Here is a 23,214-nt window from a genome sequence, read left to right as displayed (position 1 = left end):
GGTCCGCTATCATGTTGCCGAAGATGGATGCAATCGGCATGACGCCCTTGACCCCGATCAAGGGCACTCGCCCGGCCGACACCGTCGCCGACCCGCGACAGGCCGAGTTCCAGCGCTCGCTGCAGGGACTCATCGGCAAATCCATGCAGGGACAGGTGCTGGCCCGCATGGGCGACGGCAGCTTTCTCGTGCGCGTGGCCGGCACGCCGGCCCGCATGCAGCTGCCTGCCGGCGCCCAGCCCGGCACGGAAATCCCGCTGACCTTGATCGGCATCAATCCCCGCCCCTCTTTTCAAATCGGCAATAACCGCGACCAGCCCGCCAGCGCCCTGCTGACGTATGCGGATGCGGAAGCCGAACCGGACGCCGCTGAAACGCGCGGTCCCCAGCCCGGCGCCGCCCAGGCGGGCACGCGCGCCAGCAGCACGGCCGCCACCCTGCTCAGCCGCGCGCCCCTGACGCCGGCCAATCTGCTGCCCGCCCTGGCGGGCGACACGCCCGCGCCCGAGTTGAGCACCACCGCGCGCGCCATCAGCACTGTGCTCAGCCAGGCGGAAAGCGTGCCCGGCGCGCCCCTGTCCCTGGTCGGCAAGACGCCGCTGATGGCCACGCCGGGCGCCGCCCCGGCCCAGGTGGCCCAGAAGCTGCACGACGCCGTCGGCAGCAGCGGCCTGTTCTATGAATCGCATGTGGCCGAATGGGCCGAAGGCAAGCGGCCGCTGGCGTCGCTGCTGCTGGAGCCGCAGATGCAGAAGGCGGCACAGGGCGAGGCGACCAGGACGGGGACCGATCTTGCCTCGGCGCAACTGATCAATTTGCAGCTGCATACGCACGAACAGGCGCGCGTGCAGTGGCAGGGCGAAGCGTGGCCCGGCCAGAAGATGCAGTGGGATATCAGCAAGGATGCGCCGGAAGGACAGCAGCACGATGGGCGCGACGGCGACGAGGAAGCGACGGCCTGGCGCAGCAACGTGCGCTTCCAGTTTCCCCTGCTGGGCGACCTGGCCGCGCACGTGGTCTTGCAGGGCGGTCGCGTGGCCATCCAGTTGCAAGCGGGCAGCGAAGGCAGCGCCGACACCTTGCGCCAGCATGCGGCGGCGCTGGAAGCGTCGCTAGCCGCGGCCGGCTGGCCCTTGACGTCGCTGACGATCGCCGGCAAGCCGGACGCCGCCGAGCCAGCGGAAGCGGACGATGCTTGACGACACCAAGCGCAAGGTGCCGCAGACGGCCGTCGCGCTGGCCTACCAGAGCGGCGCGCCCGCACCCAAGGTGGTGGCCAAGGGCAGCGGCCTGATCGCGGATCAGATCATCAGCACGGCGCGCGAACACGGCGTCTTCGTGCATGAATCGAAGGAATTGGTGGCGTTGCTGATGGATGTCGACCTGGACCGCCAGATTCCGCCCGGCCTGTATCGGGCGATTGCGGAACTGCTGGCCTGGTTATATCATATTGAATCTGCGAATGGCGGGCCCATCCCGCCGCCGCCCGACACCAGCATCAACCTCACCGATACATAGACAGGCATCAATGCAAGCACATATTATGGATTCCGGCCTCGAAAACTGGCATGATTTTGAAGTGGAATCGCGGCGGGAAATCATCGCCTTGCTGCGCAGCATAGGCGAAAAGAACCAGCTGATCCGCATGCTGATCCACGGTGAATCCGATGTGTGCGTCACGTCCATCCTGGAAGTCGATGCCGACCACGATAGCGTCATCCTCGACCGTTCCGTGAACGCCGACCAGAACCGGCGCATGGTGGCCGCCAAGGGCATTTCGTTTGAAACCTCGCTCGACAAGATCCGCATCCTGTTTGCCAGCGCCCTGGTGGAAGAGTGCAATTACGGCGGCACGCCCGCCTTGAAAATTGCCATTCCAGAAACACTGATCCGCTTGCAGCGGCGCGAGTATTACCGCATGACAACACCCGTGAGCAATCCCGTGCGCGTGGCGATTCCCCTGCCGCCCTCGCTGGGCGGCGCCGACACCCTGTTCCCGCTGGCCGACATCAGCTGCGGCGGCATCGCTATCCTCGACAATAAACTGATGCTGGGCGAAACCATCGGCCGGGACTATCCCGGCTGCCGCATCGACTTGCCCGACGTCGGCATCGTCACCGCGACTTTGCAAATTCGCAACTCGCTGGACATGACCTTGCTGAATAATAAGCTGAACCGCCGACTCGGCTGCCAATTCGTCGACCTGCCGCGCAGCATGCTGGCGCATGTGCAGCGCTATATCACGCGCCTCGAACGAGAACGGAATGCGCGCATGGCTGGGCTGGGCTGATAACCCAAAACGAAAGCTGGGGTCAGACCCGGCGGGTCTGACCCCGGAATCTGCCGTTGGGATAGCTAAAACTCAAACTTGCATATTCATGATCTCATGATATGCAGAAACTAATTTATTCCGCACCTGCACCGTCGCCTGGAATTCGATGCTCGACTTTTGCATCGACACCATCACGTCCGACAGGCTGACCTTTTCATCGCCCATGGTAAAGCGCTGGCCCAGCGCGGACGAGGCTTTTTGCGCGCCGCTCACGGAATCGAGCGCGCTCTTGAAGGCATCGGCAAAATTCACCTTCGCCGCTGGCATCTCGGTCTGGATCGCCGGTATTTTCGCCTCCGGCCGCGTGGCCGCCGACTTCAGTTGCGCGATCATCGCCTCGATCCTGCTGCTATCGATACCGCCTGTTTTCACTTTGCCTCCCGATTCTGGTGTGCTTCGTAACTGTTCCATGCCTGTTGCACCCAGAGAACAAAACCCTGGCTTGCAAGGCAACGACGGGTACAATAACTTCCGTCACATGTTGCCAGGGTTCCACAATACCAGCGCCAACGCCAGCCGCTCGGCCGAGCAGGCGGCAAAAGCGCCTTCTATTTGGACGATTGAAGCGCGTGACAGTGGCGGATAATTCTGCATATCGCCCAATCCTCCCGAGGAAGCGGCCCCCACGCACCACCCAATACACGTAAATACACCGCCCTGGAAGGCAATCATGGCTGTAGCCGAAGAAATCGATGTGAACCGCATACCGCCGGAACCGGCGCCTGCCCGCTCGCCCGTGGAGTCCGTACAAGCGTTCGCCAAGACGCCGATGGGCAAGAATTTCCTGCGCGGCCTGGGCGTGGCGGCACTGGTCGCCATCGGCGTGGCCCTGTACATGTGGAACCAGCCGCCCGAATACAAGGTCCTGTTTTCCAACTACACGGACCGCGACGGCGGCGCCATCACCGCATCGCTGGACCAGCTGGGCATCAAGCACAAGTTTTCCGAAGGCGGCGGCGCCATTCTCGTGCCATCCGAGCAAGTCCACGACGCGCGCCTGAAACTGGCCGCGCAAGGCTTGCCGAAGGGCGGCAACGTGGGTTTCGAGCTGATGGAAAACCAGAAGCTGGGCGTCTCGCAATTCCTGGAACAGGTCAATTTCCAGCGCGCACTGGAAGGCGAACTGGCGAAATCGATCGAATCGGTGTCCGCCGTCGACACGGCGCGCGTCCACCTGGCCCTGCCCAAACCCTCCGTCTTCGTGCGCGAACAGCAAAAACCGACGGCTTCCGTGCTGCTGAACCTGCATCCTGGCCGCGGCCTGGACCAGCTGCAGGTGAGCGCCATCGTGCACCTGGTGGCGTCCAGCGTACCGGAATTGCTGCCAATCAATGTCACCGTGGTCGACCAGGCCGGCACCCTGCTGTCGAACCAGGAAAAGGACAAGGACCGCGCCAACGGCATCAAGAGCCTGGACCCGAACCAGCTGAAGTACGTGCAGCAATTGCAGCAAAGCGTGATCAAGCAGGTCGAATCGATCCTGCTGCCCATCGTCGGCGAAGGCAATGTGCGCGCCGAAGCGACGGCCGATGTTGATTTTTCGCAAAGCGAGCAGGCGGCCGAAACCTACAAGCCGAATTCCCCGCCGGAAGCGTCCACCATCCGCAGCCAGCAAACGAGCGAATCGACGGGCGCCGGCAATGCCAACCCGTCCGGCGTGCCGGGCGCGCTGTCGAACCAGCCGCCAGGCGTGGCCACGGCGCCATTGACGGCCGAGGCGCCGGGCGCCCCGGGCGGCGCGCCGACGGCGCCGACACAGAAGGAATCGACGACGAATTATGAAGTTGACAAGACCGTGCGCTACGAACAGAAATCCATGGGCGGCCTGCGCCGCCTGTCGGTGGCCGTCGTCGTCAACTACCGCCGCAGCTTCGACAAGGATGGCAAGGTCACGGTCAAGCCGATTTCCCCAGCAGAAATGATCCAGATCAATAACCTGGTCAAGGAAGCGATGGGCTACAACAAGGAGCGCGGCGACAGTTTCAGCGTGGCCAACTCGCCCTTCGACGGCATCGACCGCGCGCCGGAAGGCAAGCTGGAGTGGTGGCGCGACCCGGCCAACTTGCCGCTGGCCAAGGAACTGGCGAAATTCCTCATCACGGCCCTGATCCTGCTGTATATCTTCATCAAGATCGTGCGCCCGATGCTGCGCCCGGTCATGCGCAAGATCGACGATTTCGGCGCCCCGCCGCCCGTCATCGAGCCGGAACTGAGCAAGGACGGCGAAGAAAACGAAGTCCTGCTCAGCGAAGCGGAGCTGGAAGAACTGGAAGAAGATACGGCCCGCGGTTATCGCGAAAACCTGGCGATGGCCCGGAAACTGGCGCAGGAAGACCCGCGCGTCGTGGCCAACGTAATCAAAGCATGGATAGGCAATAATGACTGAGACAACGGGACTGCAAAAAGCATCGATCCTGATGCTGGCACTGGGCGAAAGCGAAGCGGCCGAGGTCATGAAATTCCTCGGCCCGCGCGAAGTGCTGAAACTGGGTGCTGCCATGGCCACCATGAAGGGCATCGCGCACGACCAGGTGGTCGAGGTGCTCGACGACTTCCGCGCGCAGACGGAACTCAATTCCACCGTCGGCCTCGATTCGGACGAATACATCCGCCAGGTGCTGACCAAGGCGCTGGGCGACGACAAGGCATCCGTGCTGCTGTCGCGCATCCTGGGCGGCAAGGACGCGTCCGGCATCGAATCGCTGAAGTGGATGGATTCGCAATCCGTGTCCGAGCTGATCCGCAACGAACACCCGCAGATCATCGCCACCATCCTCGTCCACCTGGAACGCGACCAGGCCTGCGAAATCCTCGGCCACTTTACCGACCGCTTGCGCAACGACGTGGTCTTGCGCATCGCCACCCTGGACGGCGTACAGCCGGCCGCCTTGCGCGAGCTCAACGACGTGCTGACGAAACTGCTGTCCGGTAACGAAAACATCAAGAAATCGTCGCTGGGCGGCGTGCGCGCGGCGGCCGAGATCCTGAACTTCATGAGCGGCGAGCAAGAAGGCTCCGTCATGGACAATATCAAGAATTACGACAATGACATGGCGCAAAAGATCATGGACGAAATGTTCGTGTTCGACAACGTGATCGATATCGACGACCGCGGCATCCAGCTGCTGCTGCGCGAAGTGCAGTCGGAAATGCTGATCATCGCCCTGAAAGGCGCCTCGCAAGAGCTGCGCGACAAGATCTTCAAGAACATGTCGCAGCGCGCCGGCGAGATGATGCGCGAAGACCTGGAATCGAAAGGCCCCGTGCGCCTGTCGGAAGTGGAGTCGCAGCAGAAACAGATCCTGCAGATCGTGCGCCGCCTGGCGGACGAGGGGCAGATTGTCTTAGGCGGAAAAGGCGAGGATTCGTTTGTCTAGTTTAATTCCCAAAGAGCAGCAAACCGCCTACCAGCGCTGGGAAATGACCTCGTTTGGCGACGAGCGTCCCAGCGTGGTGGCGGCGCGCAAGCTGCTGGAACCGGACCCCGAGCCCGAGATCGATCCGGAAGCCGATCCCTACGGCGAGCTGCACCAGGAAGAACTGGCCCCGCCGCTGGAATACCCGACGCAGGAAGAACTCGACGCCATCCGCGAGGAAGCGCGCGCCACGGCCTTCGACGAAGGCCGCGCGGCCGGCTATGCGGAAGGCCATGCGGCCGGGCATGCCGACGGCCATGCGCAATCGTATGCGGAAGGCAAGGCGGCGTCCGCCGTGGAACTGGCGCACCTGCAAACCATCGCCGTCGACTTCGGCACGGCCGTGCACCAGGCCGACGAGCTGATCGCCAATGACGTGATGGAACTGGCCTTGCAGCTGGCCAAGGGCATGCTGAAGACGGCCCTGCCCGTGCGCCCCGAACTGATGCTGCCGATGGTGCGCGAAGCCATCGAATACTTGCCTGTACTACAACAACCAGCCTTGCTGATGCTCAACCCGGACGATGCGCAAGTGGTGCGCGACGGCATCGGCGATGAGCTCGACAAGGGCGGCTGGCGCGTCATCGAAGACCCGTCCGTGGAACGCGGCGGTTGCAAGATCGACACGGCCAGCAACCAAATCGATGCGCAAACGTCCACCCGCTGGCACCGCCTGACGCATGCGTTGGGCAAAGACCTGGACTGGCTGGCGCCGTGAGCGAGCCCGTCAAAGGCCCTGCTGCCCATGCGGCGCGCTGGCGCGCCTACCTGAGCGACTGTACGGCCGTGGTCGGCTTTGTCGAACCGATGCAGATTTCAGGACGCGTCACGCGCGTGGCCGGCCTGGTGATGGAAGCCGTGGGCCTGCGCCTGGCCGTCGGCGCCGCCTGCACCGTGCCGCTGCCGAATGGCGGCCGGGTCGAGGCGGAAGTGGTCGGTTTTGAAGGCGAACGCCTGTTTTTGATGCCGCAAAGCGACGTCGAGGGCATCGTGCCCGGCACGCGCGTGTTTTCCGTCGAACCGGCCATTCCCCGTCCCGGCAGCGTGGCGCACCCGCGCCGCCGCCCCAGCGACCGCGCGCGCCACCTGCCCGTGGGTCCGCAACTGCTGGGCCGCGTGCTCGACGGCGCGGGCCGTCCGCTCGACCAGCTGGGCCCGCTGCACACGACGGACAGCGCCCCCATCAATGTACGCCCCGCCAATCCCCTGGGCCGCGCGCCCATCGTCGACACGCTCGACGTGGGCGTGCGCTCGATCAACGCCATGCTGACCGTGGGCCGTGGCCAGCGCATGGGCCTGTTCGCCGGTTCCGGCGTGGGCAAGAGCGTGCTGCTGGGCATGATGGCCCGCTACACGGAGGCGGACGTGATCGTCGTCGGCCTGATCGGCGAACGGGGACGCGAAGTAAAAGAATTCATCGAGCAGATCCTGGGTCCCGAAGGCCTGGCCCGCTCCGTCGTCGTGGCCGCGCCGGCCGACACGCCCCCGCTGATGCGCCTGCAAGGGGCCGCGTATGCGACGGCGATTGCCGAACATTTCCGCGACCAGGGGCAAAACGTGCTGCTGATCATGGATTCGCTGACCCGCTACGCCATGGCGCAGCGCGAAATCGCCCTGGCCATCGGCGAACCGCCCGCCACCAAGGGCTATCCACCGTCCGTCTTCGCCAAGCTGCCCGTGCTGGTGGAGCGGGCCGGCAATGGCGGGGAAGGCGGCGGCTCGATCACGGCCTTCTACACCGTGCTGACCGAGGGCGACGACCAGCAAGACCCGATCGCCGACTCGGCGCGCGCGATTCTCGACGGCCATATCGTGCTGAACCGCCGCCTGGCCGAAGCGGGCCATTATCCCGCCATCGACATCGAGCAATCGATTTCGCGCGCCGCCCACTCGATTACCACGCACGAACACCAGCAGCAGGCGCGCAAGCTGAAACAGCTGTATTCGCGCTATGAACGCAGCCGCGACCTGATCAGCGTGGGCGCCTACAGCGCCGGCACCGACCCCGTACTGGACCAGGCCATCGCCCTGCATGAAAAGATCGAGGCGTTTTTGCAACAGCAAATCACGGAGCGGGTCAGCATGGACGAGAGCTTGGGGCAACTTACCGCTCTATTCGACTGATTAGGGCTTGCATAGCGGGAATATAATCAGCCATGGCTTCTCCTTCCCAACTTGCAACCCTGATCGACCTTGCCCAGCGCGAAACGGACGACTGCGCCAAGCGCCTGGGCGCGGCCCTGAAAGCGCTCGACGATTGCCGCCAGAAGCTCGACATGCTGTCAGGCTACCGCGACGACTACGCCAAGCGCTTCGAGACAAGCATGAGCAGCGGCATTACGCCCATGGCTTACCGCAACTTCCAGGCCTTCATGGTCAAGCTCGACAGCGCCATCCTGGGCCAGCAGCAGGTAGTCGAGCATGCGCAAGCGCGCAGCGACAATGAAAAGATGCGCTGGCAATTGGCCGAACGCAAGCGCATGTCGTACACCACCCTGAACAACCGGGCGCAGGAACAGGCGCTGAAGCTGGAAAACAAGCGCGACCAGAAAGCAATGGATGAGCACGCGGCGCGACAAGCCTATTACAAACGCTAAGCAACACTGAGGCAGCATCATGCAAACCCAGCCAACACCGATTTCCCAGATAGTCTCGCCGAACGCCACGCCGGGCGCCGCCAACCGCAGCCAGCCGACCACCAGCGGCACTGCGGGCGACTTCCAGCGCACCCTGAACCGCCAGATCGAGCAACGCCAGGCCAGCCGCAATATGGCGCAGGCTCAAGTACAAGCGCCTGCGCCGGCGGCCCGTCCTGCCAGCCCCGCGGCCACACAGGCTCCAGCCCAGGCGCCAGCGAGCGAAGCGAAGCCGGCGCCAACGGGTACCGAACAGGCGGCCAGCAGCGAACAGCCGCCAGCGCAGTCCAACGAGGCGGCCGCGCCCGCCACCGACGACAACGCCAGTGCCAGCGCCCCGGCCGAGGCCAGCGTACCCGCCGCCCCCGCTACCGCGACAGTCGCGCCGCCAGCCGATCCGGCCGCCGAGATGCTGGCCCTGGTGGGCAGCATCCAGCTGGCCATCCAGCCGCCCGCGGCAGCAGCCAAGGCCGTGCCGGAACTGCCCGCGCGCGCCAGCATCAAGGCCGACGGCAAGAACCCGGCCACAGGCCCCTTGCTGGCAGCCGGCCAGGGCAGCGGCAAGGCCGCCGCCACCGCCGCCGCGCAAACGGACAGCGGCGACTTTGCCGACAGCCTGGGCCAGGCCCAGGGCAAGACGGCCGCCACACCAGGCGCCAGCGTGCCAACCGGCAAGGCCGAACCTGGCAAGCTGGCCATCGACGCCCAGCTGGCAGCCACCGCCAAGGCGGGCGCCGCCGTGGCCGAACCGATCATCAAGGAAACACCTGCCGACCTGAGCCGCCTGGCGGCCCAGTTGCAGCCGGGCGCGCTGCAGCAGGCGGCGGCCGCCGTGGCCGTGCCGGCCGACAAGCTGACGGGCCGGGTCGGCACGCCGGCCTGGGACCAGCAACTGGGACAGAAAGTCGTGTGGATGGCGGCCGGCGGCGACCAGAGCGCCACCCTGACCTTGAATCCGCCCGACCTGGGACCTGTGCAAGTGGTACTGACAGTCACCAATGACCAGGCCGATGCCGCCTTCATGTCGGCCCAGCCGGAAGTGCGCCAGGCGCTGGAAGCGGCCATGCCGCGCCTGCGCGAGATGATGAGCGAAGCGGGCATCGCCTTTGGCAGCGCCACCGTCTCGGCCGGCACGCCGGAACAGCAGGACCAGGGTAACCGGGAAGCATCCGGCGGACGCCGCGGCAATGGCCAGGGCGGCGGCGTAACGGGTGGCGAGATCGCCATCACGCCGGCGGCAGGCGGACGCAGCAGGCCCAGCCTGAGTGCCGTGGATACCTTTGCCTGAGGACAATTCGTCGTCCGCCAGCCGCTGGCGCGCCCCCTGACGTAACTTTTCGTCTAAAAACAGCGAGTTGAGGGCGCTTCCGCCCTCTTTTCACTGCATCCTTCTGCGCAGAATTTGCCGATAATGACATAATGGCGTCGTGATCCACTTCCATGCACTCGAGTACCATTGAAAGCAAATCCAAAAATGAAAGCAGATCCGAAAGCAGATGCAGGCCTGGCTCCCGCCGGCGCCTCGAAAAAGAAGCTTCTGATCATCGTGCTGGCCTCGGTGCTGGTGGCTGGCAGTATCGGTGGCGGTGCCGCCTGGTATTTCCTGCATGGCAAGGCCGATAAAGAAGAATCGGCGCCCAGCAAGAAAAAACATGCCGCTTCAAAGGCAGGTCCGCCCGTCTTCGTGCCCATCGATGCCTTCACCGTCAACTTGCAGCCGGAAAATGGCGAGCAATACCTGCAAATCGCGTTTACCTTGCAGGCCAGCAGCCCGGAAGAAATGGACTTGATCAAGATCAACATGCCGAAAGTGCGCAGCCGTTTATTGCTGCTGCTGTCCGGCAAGAAGGCGTCCGAACTCAATACCGTGGAAGGCAAGCAGCAACTGGCGGCCGAAATCATCAATCAGGTGAACCAGCCGTTCGAGGACAAAGGGCCGGAGCAGGACGTGACGGACGTATTATTTACCGCATTCATCATTCAATAAGCAGCCATGGCCGATAATTTCCTCTCCCAGGAAGAAGTCGATGCCCTTCTGAAGGGCGTCAACGGAGACCAGGACGACGCGCAGGCGCCGGAAGATGTCACGGGAGTTCGTACCTACAACCTGGCAACCCAGGAGCGCATCGTGCGCGGCCGGATGCCAACGTTGGAAATTATCAACGAGCGTTTCGCCCGTCTGCTGCGCGTGGGCCTGTTCAACTTCCTGCGCCGCAGCGCCGAAGTGTCCGTCGGTTCCGTGCGCGTGTCGAAATACAGCGAGTTCATCCGTAACCTGGTGGTGCCGACCAACCTGAATTTGGTGCACATGAAGCCGCTGCGCGGCACAGCCCTGATGGTCTTCGATCCGGGCCTCGTGTTCTTGCTGGTCGACAATCTGTTCGGCGGCGACGGACGTTTCCATACGCGCGTCGAAGGACGCGACTTTACGCAGACGGAGCAGCGCATCATCCTGCGCATCCTCGACATCGTCTTCGAAGCGTACACCAAGTCGTGGGAGCCGGTCTTCCCCGTCGAGTTCGAATATATCCGTTCAGAAATGAACACGCAGTTCGCCAACATCGCCACGCCGAACGAAGTGGTGGTGGCGTCCACGTTTACGGTGGAATTGGGCTCCGTTTCCGGACAAATCCACTTCTGCATGCCGTATTCGATGATCGAGCCGATCCGCGATTCGCTGACCTCCAGCCTGCAGGGCGAGGCGCTGGAAGTGGACAAGCGCTGGATCCGCCTGATGACGCAGCAGATCCAGATCGCCGAAGTCGAGCTGGTCGCTTCGCTGGGCACGGCGCGCGTGTCGTTCGATGAAATCCTGAACATGAAGGTGGGCGACATCATCCCCCTGAATATTCCCGAACTGATCGCCGCCACCGTCGACGGCGTGCCCGTGATGGATTGCACGTACGGCGTGTTGAACGGACAATATGCGCTGAAGGTTGAAAAGTTGCTGGCTAACGCCGATAACATGAACAATCATTAAAAAATACCCGGGCCGCTGCGGCCCGCATCTGTACAACAGGAGAAACACATGTCTGACAACCAAGACGACCAAAGCGCGGAAGACGATTGGGGCGCGGCCATTGCCGAGCAGGCCAAGGCGGAAGCCGAAGCGCTGCAAAACCAGGCCGCCAATACGGCCAGCGCGGCCAGCGCCGCCGTGTTCAAGGACTTTTCCAAGCAGGCATCGAAGTCGGAAACGCACAACGATATCGATTTCATCCTCGATATCCCCGTGCAGCTGACGGTCGAGCTGGGCCGCACCAAGATCGCCATCAAGAACCTGCTGCAACTGGCGCAGGGTTCCGTGGTCGAGCTCGACGGCCTGGCCGGCGAACCGATGGACGTGCTGGTGAACGGCTGCCTGATCGCCCAGGGCGAAGTGGTGGTGGTGAATGACAAGTTCGGCATCCGCCTGACGGACATCATCACGCCTTCCGAACGCATCCGAAAATTGAATAAATGAAGCCTGGCCTGTTGATTTCCACTGTGCTGCCGCTCCTGGCGGCATGCAGCATCGCGCACGCCGAACCGGCAACCGCGTCAGCGCCGGCGGCCAGCGCCGCCAGCGCTTCCGTCGCGGCGGCAAGCGAGACACCGCCAGCCGCCACGGCGCCGGCCGCCTCGGCTGCAACGGCGGTGCCGGCCTCCGCGCCTGCCGCCGCCCTGCCCGCCATGCCGCCCGGCGCAGCGATGACGATGGCGCCGACCAGCTCGGCCGGCAGCTTGCTGCAAACCATCTTCGCACTCGTGTTCGTGCTGGCCCTCCTGATCGGCCTGGCCTGGTTCATGAAGCGCTATGGCCCCAAGGTCATGGGCGGCAACAGCAAGATGCGCGTCGTCAGCTCGCTCAACCTGGGCGGACGCGAACGCATCGTCCTCGTCGAAGTGGCCGACCAGTGGATCGTCGTCGGCGCCTCGCCCGGCAGGATCAACGCGCTGGCCACCATGCCGCGCCAGGAAGGCGACTTGCCGCAACTGGCCACGGCGCAAAACGGCCCCGCGGCCGCCAATTTTTCCGAGTGGCTGAAACAGACCATCGAAAAACGCAATGGGAAATAAGCAGCAGATGGCGTGGTCCACCTTGAAGACTCCCCTGACCTGGCTGCTGGCGGCCGCCGCCCTGGCCTTGCCGCTGTGGGCCATGGCCCAGCCGGGCATCCCGGCCTTCAACAGCACGCCGGCCCCGGGCGGAGGCCAGAATTACTCGTTGCCGGTGCAGACGCTCATCCTGATGACGTCGCTCACCTTCCTGCCGGCGGCCCTCCTGATGATGACCTGCTTTACGCGCATCATCATCGTGCTGTCCCTGCTGCGCCAGGCCATCGGCACGCAATCGGCGCCGCCGAACCAGGTGCTGGTGGGGCTGGCCCTGTTCCTGACCCTGTTCGTCATGGGACCCGTGTTCGACAAGATTTATACGGATGCCTATCTTCCTTACCAGGAAAACAAGATCACCATGCAGCAGGCGATGGACAAGGGTGTCGATCCCCTGAAAACCTTCATGCTCAAGCAGACGCGCCAGGCCGACCTGGCCCTGTTTGCCAAGATGTCGCGCTCGCCGGCCCTGCAAGGTCCGGAAGACGTGCCGCTGCGCATCCTCGTGCCCGCCTTCGTCACCAGCGAACTGAAGACGGCGTTCCAGATCGGCTTTGCCATCTTCATCCCGTTCCTGATCATCGACATGGTGGTCGCCAGCGTGCTGATGTCGATGGGGATGATGATGATGTCGCCGGCGACGATTTCGCTGCCGTTCAAGCTGATGCTGTTCGTGCTGGTCGATGGCTGGCAGTTGCTGCTGGGCTCGCTGTCACAGAGTTTTTACTAGGGGAAATACGATGACACCCGAAAGCGTCATGACCCTGGGCCGCCATGCGATGGAAATCACCCTCATGGTGGCCGCGCCCATGCTGCTCGTCGCCCTCATCATCGGCTTGATCGTGAGTATTTTCCAGGCGGCAACGCAGATCAACGAGGCGACCCTGTCCTTCATCCCCAAGCTGGTCGGCATTTTCGTCGCCCTCGTCGTGGCGGGCCCCTGGATGCTGTCCGTCATGCTCGACTACATGCGCCAGGTCTTCACGGGCATCCCGAACCTGGTGGGCTAGTGCCGCGCTTGTTGCCATGCTGACCCTGTCCAGCATCGAACTCAATACCTGGATCGCAGCACTGCTGTGGCCGCTTAGCCGCATCCTCGGCCTGATCGCGGCCGCCCCCCTGTTCGGCAACGCGGCCGTGCCGGCCACCGTGAAGGTGAGCCTGGGCGCCCTGCTGGCCATGATCATCGCCCCCACCGTGCCGGCCTTGCCTGCCGTCAACCCAATGTCCTTGCCCGGTTTATTGATCCTCACGCAGGAGATGCTGGTGGGCCTGGCCATGGGCTTTTCCATCCGCATCGTGTTTTCCGCCATCGAAATGGCAGGCGAAATCAGCAGTCTCACCATGGGCCTGGGCTTCGCCTCGTTCTTCGACCCGCAAACCAAGGGCAGGTCTTCCGCCATCAGCCAGTTCCTCGTCATGCTGGCCACCTTGATGTTTTTGACCGTCAACGGCCACCTGGTCTTGCTGGCGGCCCTGGCGGAAAGCTTTGTCAGCCTGCCGATTTCATCGAGTCCTATCAGCGGCGGCGGCTTCCAGCAATTGGCGGCGTGGGGTGGGGAAATTTTCCGTTCCGGCCTGCAAATTTCCCTGCCCATCATCGCCGCCCTGCTGCTGACCAACGTGGCCCTGGGCATCTTGACGCGGGCCGCGCCGCAGCTGAATATCTTCGGTATCGGTTTTCCCGTCACCCTGGGCGTGGGCTTGCTGGTGATCAGCATGGTCCTGCCCTACCTGGCCACGCCCTTCCAGAACATGTTCCTGCGCGGCATAGAAACGGCGCGCCTGCTGCCGCGCGGCTTTGCCACGCGCGACCGGCCGCCGCCGCCCGCGCCGCCGAATCCCTTGCGCCCTCCGGCGCCGGCCGCGCCGGCGCGCTGACTCACCGCGGGTCGCTCCTCAGCGCCGCGCGCCAGCGCCGCACGTCGACGTTCAGGCGCAGCTGGTGATGCTTGACCAGGTAGCGCACGCCGACCAGCGCCGCCACCAGGCCCGACAAGGCGGCTATGCCCAGCGCCCAGCGCGGGCCGAAGGTGTCGGCCACCCAGCCCACGATGGGCGCGCCCAGCGGCGTGCCGCCCGCCGAGATGGCCAGCACGATGGCCATGACCCGGCCCCGCATGGCGGGCGCCGTCGACAGTTGCACGCTGCTGTTGACGCTGGTAGTAAAGGTTTGCGCGGCAATACCGATGACTACCAGCATCATGCCGAACAGCCAATAATTGGGCATCACGGCGGCCAGCGCGCAAGCCAGGCCGAACAGTGCAGCCGCGCCCAGCAGCAAGGCCAGCGTGGGCTGGCCGCGCCCGGCCGCCAGCAGGGCGCCGGCCACGGAGCCGCAAGCCATCACGGAACTGAGCACGCCGTACTGGCCCGCGCCCGCATGGAAGGCCGTCACGGACATGGTCGACAGGAAGATGGGGAAATTCAGGCCGAAGGTGCCGATCAGGAACAGCATCAGCAAAATGGCCATCAGGTCGGGCCGCTGGCGCACGTAGCGGAAACCCTCGCCCAGGCTGGCCCGCGTGGCCTCCAGGCGCGGCGCGCGGCGCAGCAATTCCACGCGCAGCAGCAACAGCGAACCGATCACGGCGGCAAACGAGACGGCGTTGATGATGAAGACCCAGCCGCTGCCGACGCTGCTGATCAGCAAGCCGGCCACGGCCGGGCCCAGCATGCGCGCCGCATTGAACGAGGTGGAATTGAGCGCCACGGCATTCGTCAAGTCTTCCTCGCCGACGATTTCGGCCACAAACGTCTGGCGCACGGGCGAATCGAAGGCCGTCACGCAGCCCAGCAGGAAAGCAAACACATACACGTGCCACAGTTGCACGAAGCCGCTGATGCACAGCAAACCCAGGCCCAGCGCCAGCAAACCCATGGCCGCCTGCGTACACAACAGCAATTTCCTGCGGTCGAGCAAGTCGGCCGCCATGCCCGTCAGGGGCAGCAACAGCAGTTGCGGGCCGAATTGCAAGGCCATGACGATGCCGACGGCGCTGGCATTGTGCTGCGTCAATTCGCTCAGCACCAGCCAATCCTGCGCCGTGCGCTGCATCCAGGTGCCGATATTCGACACGAGGGCGCCGCCGGCCCAGATACGGTAATTGGGAATGCGTAGCGAACGGAATGTGTTGTTCATCTGGGCGTGCGGGCTCCTTGCCGGGGTCGTGGTGGAAAATTCAGCGGATCACTCCGCCAAGCGTTTGAGTAATGCCACCGCCTGGTTCAGTTCGGTGACTTCGTCCGGCGTGAGCCGGGTTTCAATGGTGCGCGCCAGCCAGTCTTCGCGCGCGGCACGGCTGGCCGCGATCCAGACGCGGCAGCTGTCCGTCAGGGTCAATATCGTTTGCCGGCCATCAAGCGGGTCGGGCGCCCCCGTCACCATCCGCGCCTCGGTCAGCGCCAGCACGGTGGCGGCCATCGACTGGGGCCGCATGCCTTCGGCGCGCGCCAGGCTGCTGACCGTGGCCGGGCCGTCGCGTTCGAGACGGCTGAGCACGGATGCCTGCGACATGCTGACATCGCCCAGGTGCGCCTCTTCGCGCAGGCGGCGGCGCAGCTTGCCGACCAGGATGCGCAATTCGCCGGCCAGTTGCAGAACTTGTTCGTGGTCTTCTTGCGGGGTGGTCATGGCAGTCATGTAGTGGATCAACGGCCTCCACTATATCAGATATACAGGTAAACTGCACAGTTTGCCTGTATATCTTGCCAAAACGGCCATCTTGCGGACGCAAAAAAGCCGGGGCGGGAGATGTCCTCCCTGCCCCGGCTTGCCGGCCAGCCTGCGATGCGGACCGCTTAACTGATGTAATTGAACAGCGACAGGCCCGAGATCGAGGTAAACGACTTCTGCGCCGCCTGCAGGGTGATCTGCTGCTGGCTGAACAGGGAAATCGCCTTCACCATGTCCAGGTCCTGCAAGCCCGACAGGGTGCTCGCATACTGCAGGTCGAGGTCGTCGCCGGCGCTGTCGAGCGTGTCGAGTTCCTTCAGCCGCGAACCGACTTCCGCGCGCACCGACAGCACGTTGTCATAGGCCGTGTCGAAGATATCGTGCGCCGCGTTCAGGCTGGCCGTCAGGCGCGCCTGCCCTGCATCTCCCGAGGCCGGCTGGCCCAAAGCGCCGATCAGGTTGGTAATCGTGGTAAAGATCGATTCCTTGCCGCTGGGCTCCAGGGTGAACTTGTCCAGGTCGGCCGGCTTGCCCGCGACATTGACTTGCTGACCGTCAAAGTTGATGGCGTCGCCCGACTTGTAGGCCACCGGCACGGCCGGATTCGGGATGGTCTGGCCCAGGGTCACGTCCGTCACAGTATAGGTCGTGACGGCGGCGGTGCCCGTGCCCGTTACCTGGAAGTCGATCGAGTACTTGTGCCCCGTCAACTTGGTGGGATCGGTGACGGTGCCGCCGGAAATGATGCCGGCGCCGCCGCGCGTGAAGTTGCCCGGATCGGCCGCCGTGGTGAACTTGCCGTTGCCCGTCAAATTATTCTCGAACACGGCCGCGCCCGAATCGCTGGTGGCCAGGTAGCGGGCCGAACCCACTTGCAGCTCGCGCTGGCCCTGGTCGCCCACGTAGGTGGCGCCGCCCGGTGTCTGGCTGAACGGTTGCGTCGTCGACTTGTAGCCGGAAAACAGGTAGCCGCCCGCATTGTCGGACGTGTTGGCGATGCCCAACAGGTCGGTCAAACGGCCCTGCAGCTCCGTGGCCAGGCTCTGGCGGTCGACATCCTTCAAGGAGGGATTACCGGCCTTCCTTACCAGATCCTGCACGTCGGCGAGCAACGAGGTGGTGCTGGCCAGGGCCAGCTCTTCCTGCGAGAGGAAATTCTTGGCGTTCGAGCGGTTCGTCACGAATTGCGTGTTGATCGTTTGCGACTGCGTCACTTCCAGCGCGCGCGCCGAAGCGATCGGGTCGTCGGCCGGCGTCAGGTTGCGGCGGTTCGCCGACAGCTGCATCTGGGTACGGTTCAACGCGCCCTGCAGGTTGTTCAGCTGCGTGCTGCCCGCGTCATAGATCATTTTGGTACTGATGCGCATGATGCTGCCCTTCCTGATGGCGGCGGACGCCAGGCGCCGCCGCTTGAATAATTAACGTCCGAGGCCGATGACCACGTCGAACAGGGTGCTGGCGATCTGCATGACCTTGCCGCAAGCCTGGTAGGCTTGCTGGTAGCGCAGCAGATTGGCCGCCTCTTCATCGAGGTTGACGCCGGAGACGGCTTGCTGCTGCGTGCTGGTTTGTTGCAACAACGCAAGACTGGCCAGGCCGCTGACCTGTACTTCGCGCGTCTTGTTGCCGACAAAACTGACGGTTTCCGCGTATGAACCCTGGAACGTGGCCTTGCCGCCGTCGAGAATGTTTTTCGTCTGCAAGCCCGCCAGCAGCGAGGCATTGCGGTTGTCGCCCACGCCGCCCGAGTTCGGCCCGATAGTGAATTTATCGCCCTGCGCGGGCGCCCCCGTCAAGTTGACGTTGATGCCGCCAAAGCTGAAGCTGTCGCCTTCCGTGTACGGAATGTTCGCCGTGCCGGCCGGATACGTGGTGGTGGCGCCGTTCAAGCCTTTCACGGTCACGGCCTGGCCCGCGGGGAAACCCGACAGCGAAGTGGTCGCCTTGTCGTACGTCAAGGTGACGGGGCCCGTCAAGGCGTTGCCTGGCGTCAAATACGCCTTGTCCACGCTACCTGCGCCCAGCTTGCCGCTACCCGTGTTGCTGACGGGCGCGCCCGTGACGATGGGCGCGCCGGCGGCCAGCTTGTTGCGGTCGGTAATCGCCACGGCCAGGTCGGAAGCGCCGTGCGCCGTCGGCCTGACCATGAAGTTGTCGCCTTCGGCGGCCGCGCCCGAGATCGAGAAATCCACGCCGTCGATGGTTTGCGGCACGGTTTGCGGATACGGGTTGATGGTCGTTTTCGCGCCGTCGCTCTGGCGCGTCACCACATAATTGGCGCCGTCATACTTGACGGCATAATCGCTGGCCGTCAGCTTGGTCGGATCGCTGACCTTGGCCGACAGAACGGTCGTGCTGGTCGCATTGTTGCGGTAGTCGGCGCCGATGACGGGATCGGGCAACTTGAAGAAGTCGGTCCCCATGTCGCCATTCAAGTCCTGGCCCAGCTTGTGCTGTTCATTGAAGGTGGAAGCCAGTGCGATGGCGACCTTGCCCAGCGAATTCTGGATGCGGTCCAAGCTGCCGCTGCGGAATTCCAGCAAGCCGCCCAGCGCGCCGCCGCTGAGGGAGCTTTCCGACAGTTTGCTGACGCTCGAGCCCGTCACATAGCCGATGTCCAGGCGGTTCGGGTCCGTCGGCGACGGCGTGGTGGCCAGTTCAAAGTTCTTGTCGCCCACCACCAGCGGCTGGCCCGAGCCAATCGAGACGGTAATCGAATTGCCGGCGCCAGGCTGAACCGTTGCCTTGACGTATTTGTTCAGTTCCGTGATCAACTGGTCGCGCTGGTCCAGCAAGTCGTTGGGCTGATTGCTTTCATTCACGGTCAGGTTGGTAATCGAGGTATTCAGTTCCGCGATCTGCTTGGCGTAGGAATTGATCACCTTGACGTTCGACGTGATCTGCGAATTGACGCCGTCGCCGATCTCCGTCAGGCGCGCGCTGAGGCCCTGGAAACGGGCCGTCAGCGAGTTTGCGCTCGACAACAATGCCTGGCGCGACGAGACGGACGAGGGATTCGAGCTGAAATCCTGCACGCCCTTGAAGAAATCGGCCATCGCCGGCGACAGCCCGGCCGTCGGGTCCGCCAGCATATTGTCGATCTGCGTGATCTGCGTGTAATACGCGTCGAGCGAACTGGTGGCCGACTGCGCGGCATTCACCTGGGCCGCCATGAAACCGTCGTACTGGCGCTTGACTTGCGATACCTCGGTACCATTGCCAACAAAGCCATAACCGGCATTGTTGAACTGCGCCGTCTGCTGCAGCACCACCTGGCGGTTGTAACCGTCCACGTTGGCATTGGTGATGTTATGCCCGGTCGTCGACAGGCCCACCTGCGCTGCAAGCAAACCGCTCTTACCGATGCTGAGTAGATTCGAAGTCATGGTGTCTTATTGGTTACCGTCAAAAGTATTTACGGCAGCCGCGGCGAAAACTTGAAGCGCGCGGCTTGCACGGGGGCAAGGCGGGGCGTCAGCCGACCAGAGAATTTTTAATGATTTTTGTCAATTTGGCAGCGTAATTCGGGTCCGTCGCATAACCGGCTTTCTGCAAGCCCTGAGCGAAGGTGCTGGCGTCGCCCGCGCTGGCCAGGACTTTTTCGTAGCGTTTGTTGTTGGTAATCAACTGCGCATAATCCTTGAAGCTGTCGGCATAGCTGTCATAGGCGCGGAATTTTTCCACCTTGCGCTGCGCCTTGCCATTTACATATTCCGTGGTGACGGCTTCCGTGACCTTGCCCTTCCAGTCGCTGGAAGCCTTGATGCCGAACAGGTTGTGGCTGCTGCTGCCGTCGCGGCTGATGATTTCGCGCTTGCCCCAGCCCGTTTCCAGCGCCGCCTGGCCCAGCATGAACTTGGCCGGGATGCCCGTGGCGCGGCTGGCTTCTTCCGCATGCACGCCCAGCTTTTCCTGGAAGGCGCGCACGTGCGGCGCCTGCGTGGCGTTGGCCTTGTCGCTCAGGGTCTTGCCGCTGGCGGCGGCGCTGCCGGCCCCCTCGGCGAGGGCGCCCTGCTGCTGGCGGAAGGCGGCCAGCGCCTGCGCCATGCTCGAGGAACGGGGCGACGGCGCTTCGGCGCCATCGGCGGCCAGCGCCTGGTTCGACGACGACAATTGGCGGATCAGCACATCCGCCAGACCCGTGCCCCGCTTGGCCAGGTTCTGGCTCGTCTGCTGGTCCAGCATCGAGGTGTACATCTTGCTTTGCTGGCTGTCCATGATGCCGTCCTGCGGCGTGGCTTCGCGCATGCTTTTCATCATCATGTTGATGAACATGGCTTCGAATTGCGTGGCCGCCTCTTTCAGGGCGGCGGGATCCTTCGCCTTGGCGGACTGGCGCAAGCCATCCATGCCTTTCACGTCATAGGCGGCTGTATTGCTGAGGTCGGTTTGACTGATCATGGCGTGTCCATCAAATGATTTCAAGTTCGGCGCGCAGCGAACCGGCCGCCTTCATCGCCTGCAGGATGGCCAGCAAGTCTTGCGGCGAGGCGCCGATGGCGTTGAGGGCCTTGACCACGTCGGACAGCGAGGCGCCGCCCTTGACCAGCATGACCTTGCCCGGTTCCTTCTTGATATCGATCTGCGCCGTCTGCGTGACCACCGTGCGCCCGCCCGACAAGGGCGCCGGCTGGCTCACTTGCGGCTCGACATTGATGGTGACGGACAGGTTGCCGTGCGAAATGGCGCACGTTTCCAGGGTCACGGACTGGTTCATCACGACGGAACCGGTGCGCGCATTCATGATGACCTTGGCCGCCAGGCGGGCCGGGTTGACTTCGATGCTTTCCAGCTGGCCCAAAAAGGACACGCGCTGGTCGCTGCCGCTCGGCGACTGCACCTGGATCACGCGGCCGTCGAGCGCGGCGGCCGTGCCGGCGCCGTAGCGGCTGTTGATGGCGTCGACCACGCGGCTGGCGGTGGCGAAATCGGTGGCGTTCAATTCCAGGCGGATGGTGTTGTTGGCGCCCAGCGCCGAAGGCACGGTGCGTTCGACGGTCGCGCCGCCCGAGATGCGGCCCACGCTCAGGTGATTGATGACGACGGAGCTGCCGGCCGCCTGCGCGCCCACGCCGCCCACCAGCACGTTGCCTTGCGCCATGCCGTACACCTGGCCGTCGGCGCCCTTCAGGGGCGTCATCAATAAAGTGCCGCCGCGCAAGCTTTTCGCATTGCCCATCGACGACACCGTCACGTCGAGCAACTGGCCCGGCTGGGCAAACGCGGGCAAGGCCGTCGTCACCATCACGGCGGCCACGTTTTTCAGCTGCAAACTAGTGCCTTGCGGCAAGTTGATGCCCTGCTGCTGCAGCATCGCCGCCACGCTCTGGATGGTGAACGGGGTTTGCGTGGTCTGGTCGCCGCTGCCGTCGAGGCCGACGACGAGGCCATAGCCCATCAGCTGATTCTGGCGCACGCCGGCGATGCTGGCCAGGTCCTTGATGCGCTCGGCTTGCGCCACGGGCGCCAGCAGGGAGATGGCCAGGCCGAAAATGGCGAGAAAGCGGGGAAAGGTCGACATTGCCATGATCAGAACGGCAACAGGCTGAGGAAGAAGCGCGACGCCATCGACGCCATTTCGGCGCGGTCGATCTGGCTGTTGGTGCGGTATTCGACGCGCGCCTCGGCCACCTGGGTCGAGGGCACGACATTGCCCGTGCCGATGGTGTCCGGATTGACCATGCCCGAGAAGCGGATGAATTCCGTGCCCTTGTTCATGGCGATCTGTTTTTCGCCCGCGACGATCAGGTTTCCGTTTGGCAATACCTCGATCACCGTCACGCCGATGGTGCCGGAAAACGTGTTGCTGGCGGACTGGTTGTCGCCATCGGCAAATTTCGTCGCGCCATTCGCCGCCACGGTGCCGCCGAAACGGCCCTGGGCGAAGCCGGGCGTGGAAAAGCCCACGCTGCCGGACTTGTTGCCGGAACTGGCGCCCGCCTTGACGGCATTCGTGCGCTCGGTGATGGCGATCGTCATGGTGTCGCCCACGTGGCGCGCGCGGCGGTCTTCGAAGGCGGGACGGTAGGTCGACGGCTGGTAGATGGAACCGTTGTTGACGACCACGGGTTCCGGCATCGGCGCGCGCGTGGTGGTGGGATATTGCACGATGGACGTAGGCGTGATGGCGCAGCCGGACAGCAGGACTGCGGACAACAGGGCGATGATGGGGTATTGCATGGCGAACCTCCGCTGCCATCCGGCGGCGGATGGCATGACGACTATGAAAATTAAAGTTGCGACAATTTCTGCAGCATTTGATCGGATGTGGTGATGGCCTTGCTGTTGATCTCGTAGGCGCGCTGCGTCTGGATCATGTTGACCATTTCCTCGGCCACGTTGACGTTCGACGTCTCGATATAGCCCTGCATCAGCACGCCGGCGCCGTTCGTGCCCGGGGTGTTGGTTTGCGCCACGCCGGAGGCGCCCGTTTCCATGTACAGGTTTTCGCCCTTCGATTCCAGGCCGGCCGGATTGACGAAAGTGGTCAGTTGCAGCGAGCCGATTTGCGATGGCGCAACAGTGTCAGGCAAGGTGACGGACACGGTGCCGTCGCGCGCCACGGTCAGGCTCAGCGCATTGGTCGGCACGGTGATGGCGGGCTGGATGACGAACCCTTCGGATGTCACCAGCTGGCCGTTGGCGTCCGTCTGGAACGAACCGTCGCGCGTGTAGGCGGTGGCGCCGTCCGGCATCAGCACCTGGAAGAAACCGGTACCGTTGACCATCACGTCGCGCGAATTGCCCGAGGCCTGGGGATTGCCCTGCGTATGGATGCGTTCGGTAGCCACGGTGCGTACGCCCGTGCCGATCTGCAAGCCCGATGGCAGCTGGGTCTGCTGCGACGATTGCGCGCCCGGCTGGCGCACATTTTGATACAGCAAGTCTTCAAACACGGCGCGCGACTTCTTGAAGCCGGTGGTGCTGACGTTGGCCAGGTTATTGGCGATCACGTCCATCTGCGTTTGCTGCGCTTCCAGGCCGGTCTTGGCAATCCAAAGGGAACGAATCATGATATTTCTCCAATAACAGCGCTAACCAGCCCTGTAGACTATTTCT

The 23,214-nt window shown here is 63.7% G+C and carries 25 protein-coding genes; 16 read left to right on the top strand and 9 right to left on the bottom strand.

The annotated features are described in order from the left end of the window. Positions 1 to 38: 38 nt before the first annotated feature. Genes OX459_RS04060 through OX459_RS04050 form a run of 3 tightly spaced genes read left to right on the top strand, consistent with a single transcriptional unit; the run spans position 39 to position 2,290 of the window. A complete protein-coding gene (locus OX459_RS04060; RefSeq protein ID WP_289903914.1) occupies positions 39 to 1,199 on the top strand; it encodes a flagellar hook-length control protein FliK in 1,161 nt (386 codons plus the stop codon). Further along, complete coding sequence (locus tag OX459_RS04055) at positions 1,192 to 1,518, top strand: EscU/YscU/HrcU family type III secretion system export apparatus switch protein (protein ID WP_099666872.1); 327 nt, start codon at positions 1,192 to 1,194, stop codon at positions 1,516 to 1,518. The genes OX459_RS04060 and OX459_RS04055 overlap by 8 nt, the downstream gene beginning before the upstream one ends. 25 nt (positions 1,519 to 1,543) lie before the next feature. Beyond that, positions 1,544 to 2,290, top strand: a complete 747-nt coding sequence (locus OX459_RS04050) for a flagellar brake protein (RefSeq protein ID WP_099666871.1) — start codon at positions 1,544 to 1,546, stop codon at positions 2,288 to 2,290. A 72-nt stretch (positions 2,291 to 2,362) separates the two neighbouring features. Here the strand turns inward: OX459_RS04050 and fliE are convergent, their stop codons facing one another. Then, on the bottom strand, positions 2,363 to 2,665 hold the full coding sequence (gene fliE / locus OX459_RS04045) for a flagellar hook-basal body complex protein FliE (RefSeq protein ID WP_230539976.1): 303 nt from the start codon (positions 2,663 to 2,665) through the stop codon (positions 2,363 to 2,365). Between the two features lie 337 nt (positions 2,666 to 3,002). On the opposite strand from fliE, the gene fliF reads away from it, so the two are divergent. The 13 genes from fliF (at position 3,003) to fliR (ending at position 14,360) form a co-directional block, all read left to right on the top strand. Continuing rightward, complete coding sequence (gene fliF / locus OX459_RS04040; protein WP_251350721.1) at positions 3,003 to 4,718, top strand: flagellar basal-body MS-ring/collar protein FliF; 1,716 nt, start codon at positions 3,003 to 3,005, stop codon at positions 4,716 to 4,718. Beyond that, on the top strand, positions 4,711 to 5,709 hold the full coding sequence (gene fliG, locus OX459_RS04035) for a flagellar motor switch protein FliG (protein WP_077407811.1): 999 nt from the start codon (positions 4,711 to 4,713) through the stop codon (positions 5,707 to 5,709). The genes fliF and fliG overlap by 8 nt, the downstream gene beginning before the upstream one ends. Before the next feature lie 43 nt (positions 5,710 to 5,752). Further along, entirely contained in the window at positions 5,753 to 6,466 is a 714-nt protein-coding gene (locus OX459_RS04030; RefSeq protein ID WP_099666869.1) for a flagellar assembly protein FliH, read from the top strand. Between the two features lie 89 nt (positions 6,467 to 6,555). Next, the gene (fliI, locus tag OX459_RS04025) at positions 6,556 to 7,872 is read left to right on the top strand and encodes a flagellar protein export ATPase FliI (protein ID WP_289904816.1); all 1,317 of its coding nucleotides are present in this window, start codon (positions 6,556 to 6,558) and stop codon (positions 7,870 to 7,872) included. A gap of 32 nt (positions 7,873 to 7,904) precedes the next feature. After that, the gene (gene fliJ, locus OX459_RS04020) at positions 7,905 to 8,345 is read left to right on the top strand and encodes a flagellar export protein FliJ (RefSeq protein ID WP_077407817.1); all 441 of its coding nucleotides are present in this window, start codon (positions 7,905 to 7,907) and stop codon (positions 8,343 to 8,345) included. 19 nt (positions 8,346 to 8,364) lie between these two features. Beyond that, on the top strand, positions 8,365 to 9,672 hold the full coding sequence (locus tag OX459_RS04015) for a flagellar hook-length control protein FliK (RefSeq protein WP_289903913.1): 1,308 nt from the start codon (positions 8,365 to 8,367) through the stop codon (positions 9,670 to 9,672). 186 nt (positions 9,673 to 9,858) lie between these two features. Beyond that, a complete protein-coding gene (fliL, locus tag OX459_RS04010; RefSeq protein WP_289903912.1) occupies positions 9,859 to 10,371 on the top strand; it encodes a flagellar basal body-associated protein FliL in 513 nt (170 codons plus the stop codon). A 6-nt stretch (positions 10,372 to 10,377) separates the two neighbouring features. Beyond that, positions 10,378 to 11,364, top strand: a complete 987-nt coding sequence (fliM, locus tag OX459_RS04005) for a flagellar motor switch protein FliM (protein WP_034754035.1) — start codon at positions 10,378 to 10,380, stop codon at positions 11,362 to 11,364. Between the two features lie 48 nt (positions 11,365 to 11,412). After that, a complete protein-coding gene (fliN, locus tag OX459_RS04000) occupies positions 11,413 to 11,847 on the top strand; it encodes a flagellar motor switch protein FliN (RefSeq protein WP_034754038.1) in 435 nt (144 codons plus the stop codon). Next, the gene (gene fliO, locus OX459_RS03995; RefSeq protein WP_289903911.1) at positions 11,844 to 12,443 is read left to right on the top strand and encodes a flagellar biosynthetic protein FliO; all 600 of its coding nucleotides are present in this window, start codon (positions 11,844 to 11,846) and stop codon (positions 12,441 to 12,443) included. Before fliN ends, fliO begins: the two co-directional genes overlap by 4 nt. Positions 12,444 to 12,525: 82 nt before the next feature. Next, on the top strand, positions 12,526 to 13,209 hold the full coding sequence (fliP, locus tag OX459_RS03990; protein WP_233516144.1) for a flagellar type III secretion system pore protein FliP: 684 nt from the start codon (positions 12,526 to 12,528) through the stop codon (positions 13,207 to 13,209). Between the two features lie 10 nt (positions 13,210 to 13,219). After that, the gene (gene fliQ, locus OX459_RS03985) at positions 13,220 to 13,489 is read left to right on the top strand and encodes a flagellar biosynthesis protein FliQ (protein WP_035821365.1); all 270 of its coding nucleotides are present in this window, start codon (positions 13,220 to 13,222) and stop codon (positions 13,487 to 13,489) included. A 16-nt stretch (positions 13,490 to 13,505) separates the two neighbouring features. Then, positions 13,506 to 14,360, top strand: coding sequence for a flagellar biosynthetic protein FliR (gene fliR, locus OX459_RS03980; protein WP_289903910.1), 855 nt, complete (start codon positions 13,506 to 13,508; stop codon positions 14,358 to 14,360). Position 14,361: 1 nt separating this feature from the next. Here fliR and OX459_RS03975 read toward each other — a convergent pair whose 3' ends face one another. From OX459_RS03975 to flgG, 8 genes are all read right to left on the bottom strand, one after another. After that, a complete protein-coding gene (locus tag OX459_RS03975; protein WP_289903909.1) occupies positions 14,362 to 15,621 on the bottom strand; it encodes an MFS transporter in 1,260 nt (419 codons plus the stop codon). Between the two features lie 48 nt (positions 15,622 to 15,669). Further along, the gene (locus tag OX459_RS03970) at positions 15,670 to 16,113 is read right to left on the bottom strand and encodes a MarR family transcriptional regulator (RefSeq protein WP_289903908.1); all 444 of its coding nucleotides are present in this window, start codon (positions 16,111 to 16,113) and stop codon (positions 15,670 to 15,672) included. A gap of 167 nt (positions 16,114 to 16,280) precedes the next feature. Beyond that, positions 16,281 to 17,522, bottom strand: a complete 1,242-nt coding sequence (gene flgL / locus OX459_RS03965; RefSeq protein WP_289903907.1) for a flagellar hook-associated protein FlgL — start codon at positions 17,520 to 17,522, stop codon at positions 16,281 to 16,283. 51 nt (positions 17,523 to 17,573) lie between these two features. Then, complete coding sequence (gene flgK, locus OX459_RS03960; RefSeq protein WP_289903906.1) at positions 17,574 to 19,541, bottom strand: flagellar hook-associated protein FlgK; 1,968 nt, start codon at positions 19,539 to 19,541, stop codon at positions 17,574 to 17,576. Between the two features lie 88 nt (positions 19,542 to 19,629). Continuing rightward, positions 19,630 to 20,556, bottom strand: a complete 927-nt coding sequence (flgJ, locus tag OX459_RS03955) for a flagellar assembly peptidoglycan hydrolase FlgJ (protein ID WP_289898654.1) — start codon at positions 20,554 to 20,556, stop codon at positions 19,630 to 19,632. 10 nt (positions 20,557 to 20,566) lie between these two features. Then, a complete protein-coding gene (locus OX459_RS03950) occupies positions 20,567 to 21,682 on the bottom strand; it encodes a flagellar basal body P-ring protein FlgI (protein ID WP_289903905.1) in 1,116 nt (371 codons plus the stop codon). Between the two features lie 2 nt (positions 21,683 to 21,684). After that, on the bottom strand, positions 21,685 to 22,335 hold the full coding sequence (locus tag OX459_RS03945) for a flagellar basal body L-ring protein FlgH (RefSeq protein WP_077407839.1): 651 nt from the start codon (positions 22,333 to 22,335) through the stop codon (positions 21,685 to 21,687). Positions 22,336 to 22,385: 50 nt separating this feature from the next. Next, positions 22,386 to 23,168 (bottom strand): flagellar basal-body rod protein FlgG, encoded by a 783-nt coding sequence (flgG, locus tag OX459_RS03940; protein ID WP_034754070.1) that lies wholly within the window; start codon positions 23,166 to 23,168, stop codon positions 22,386 to 22,388. Between the last annotated feature and the right edge of the window lie 46 nt (positions 23,169 to 23,214).

The organism is Janthinobacterium sp. SUN026 (genome assembly GCF_030397625.1).
Classification (GTDB): domain Bacteria; phylum Pseudomonadota; class Gammaproteobacteria; order Burkholderiales; family Burkholderiaceae_D; genus Janthinobacterium; species Janthinobacterium kumbetense.
Note: the sequence above shows the minus strand (reverse complement) of the source record. Positions and strands in the feature narration are given on the sequence as shown.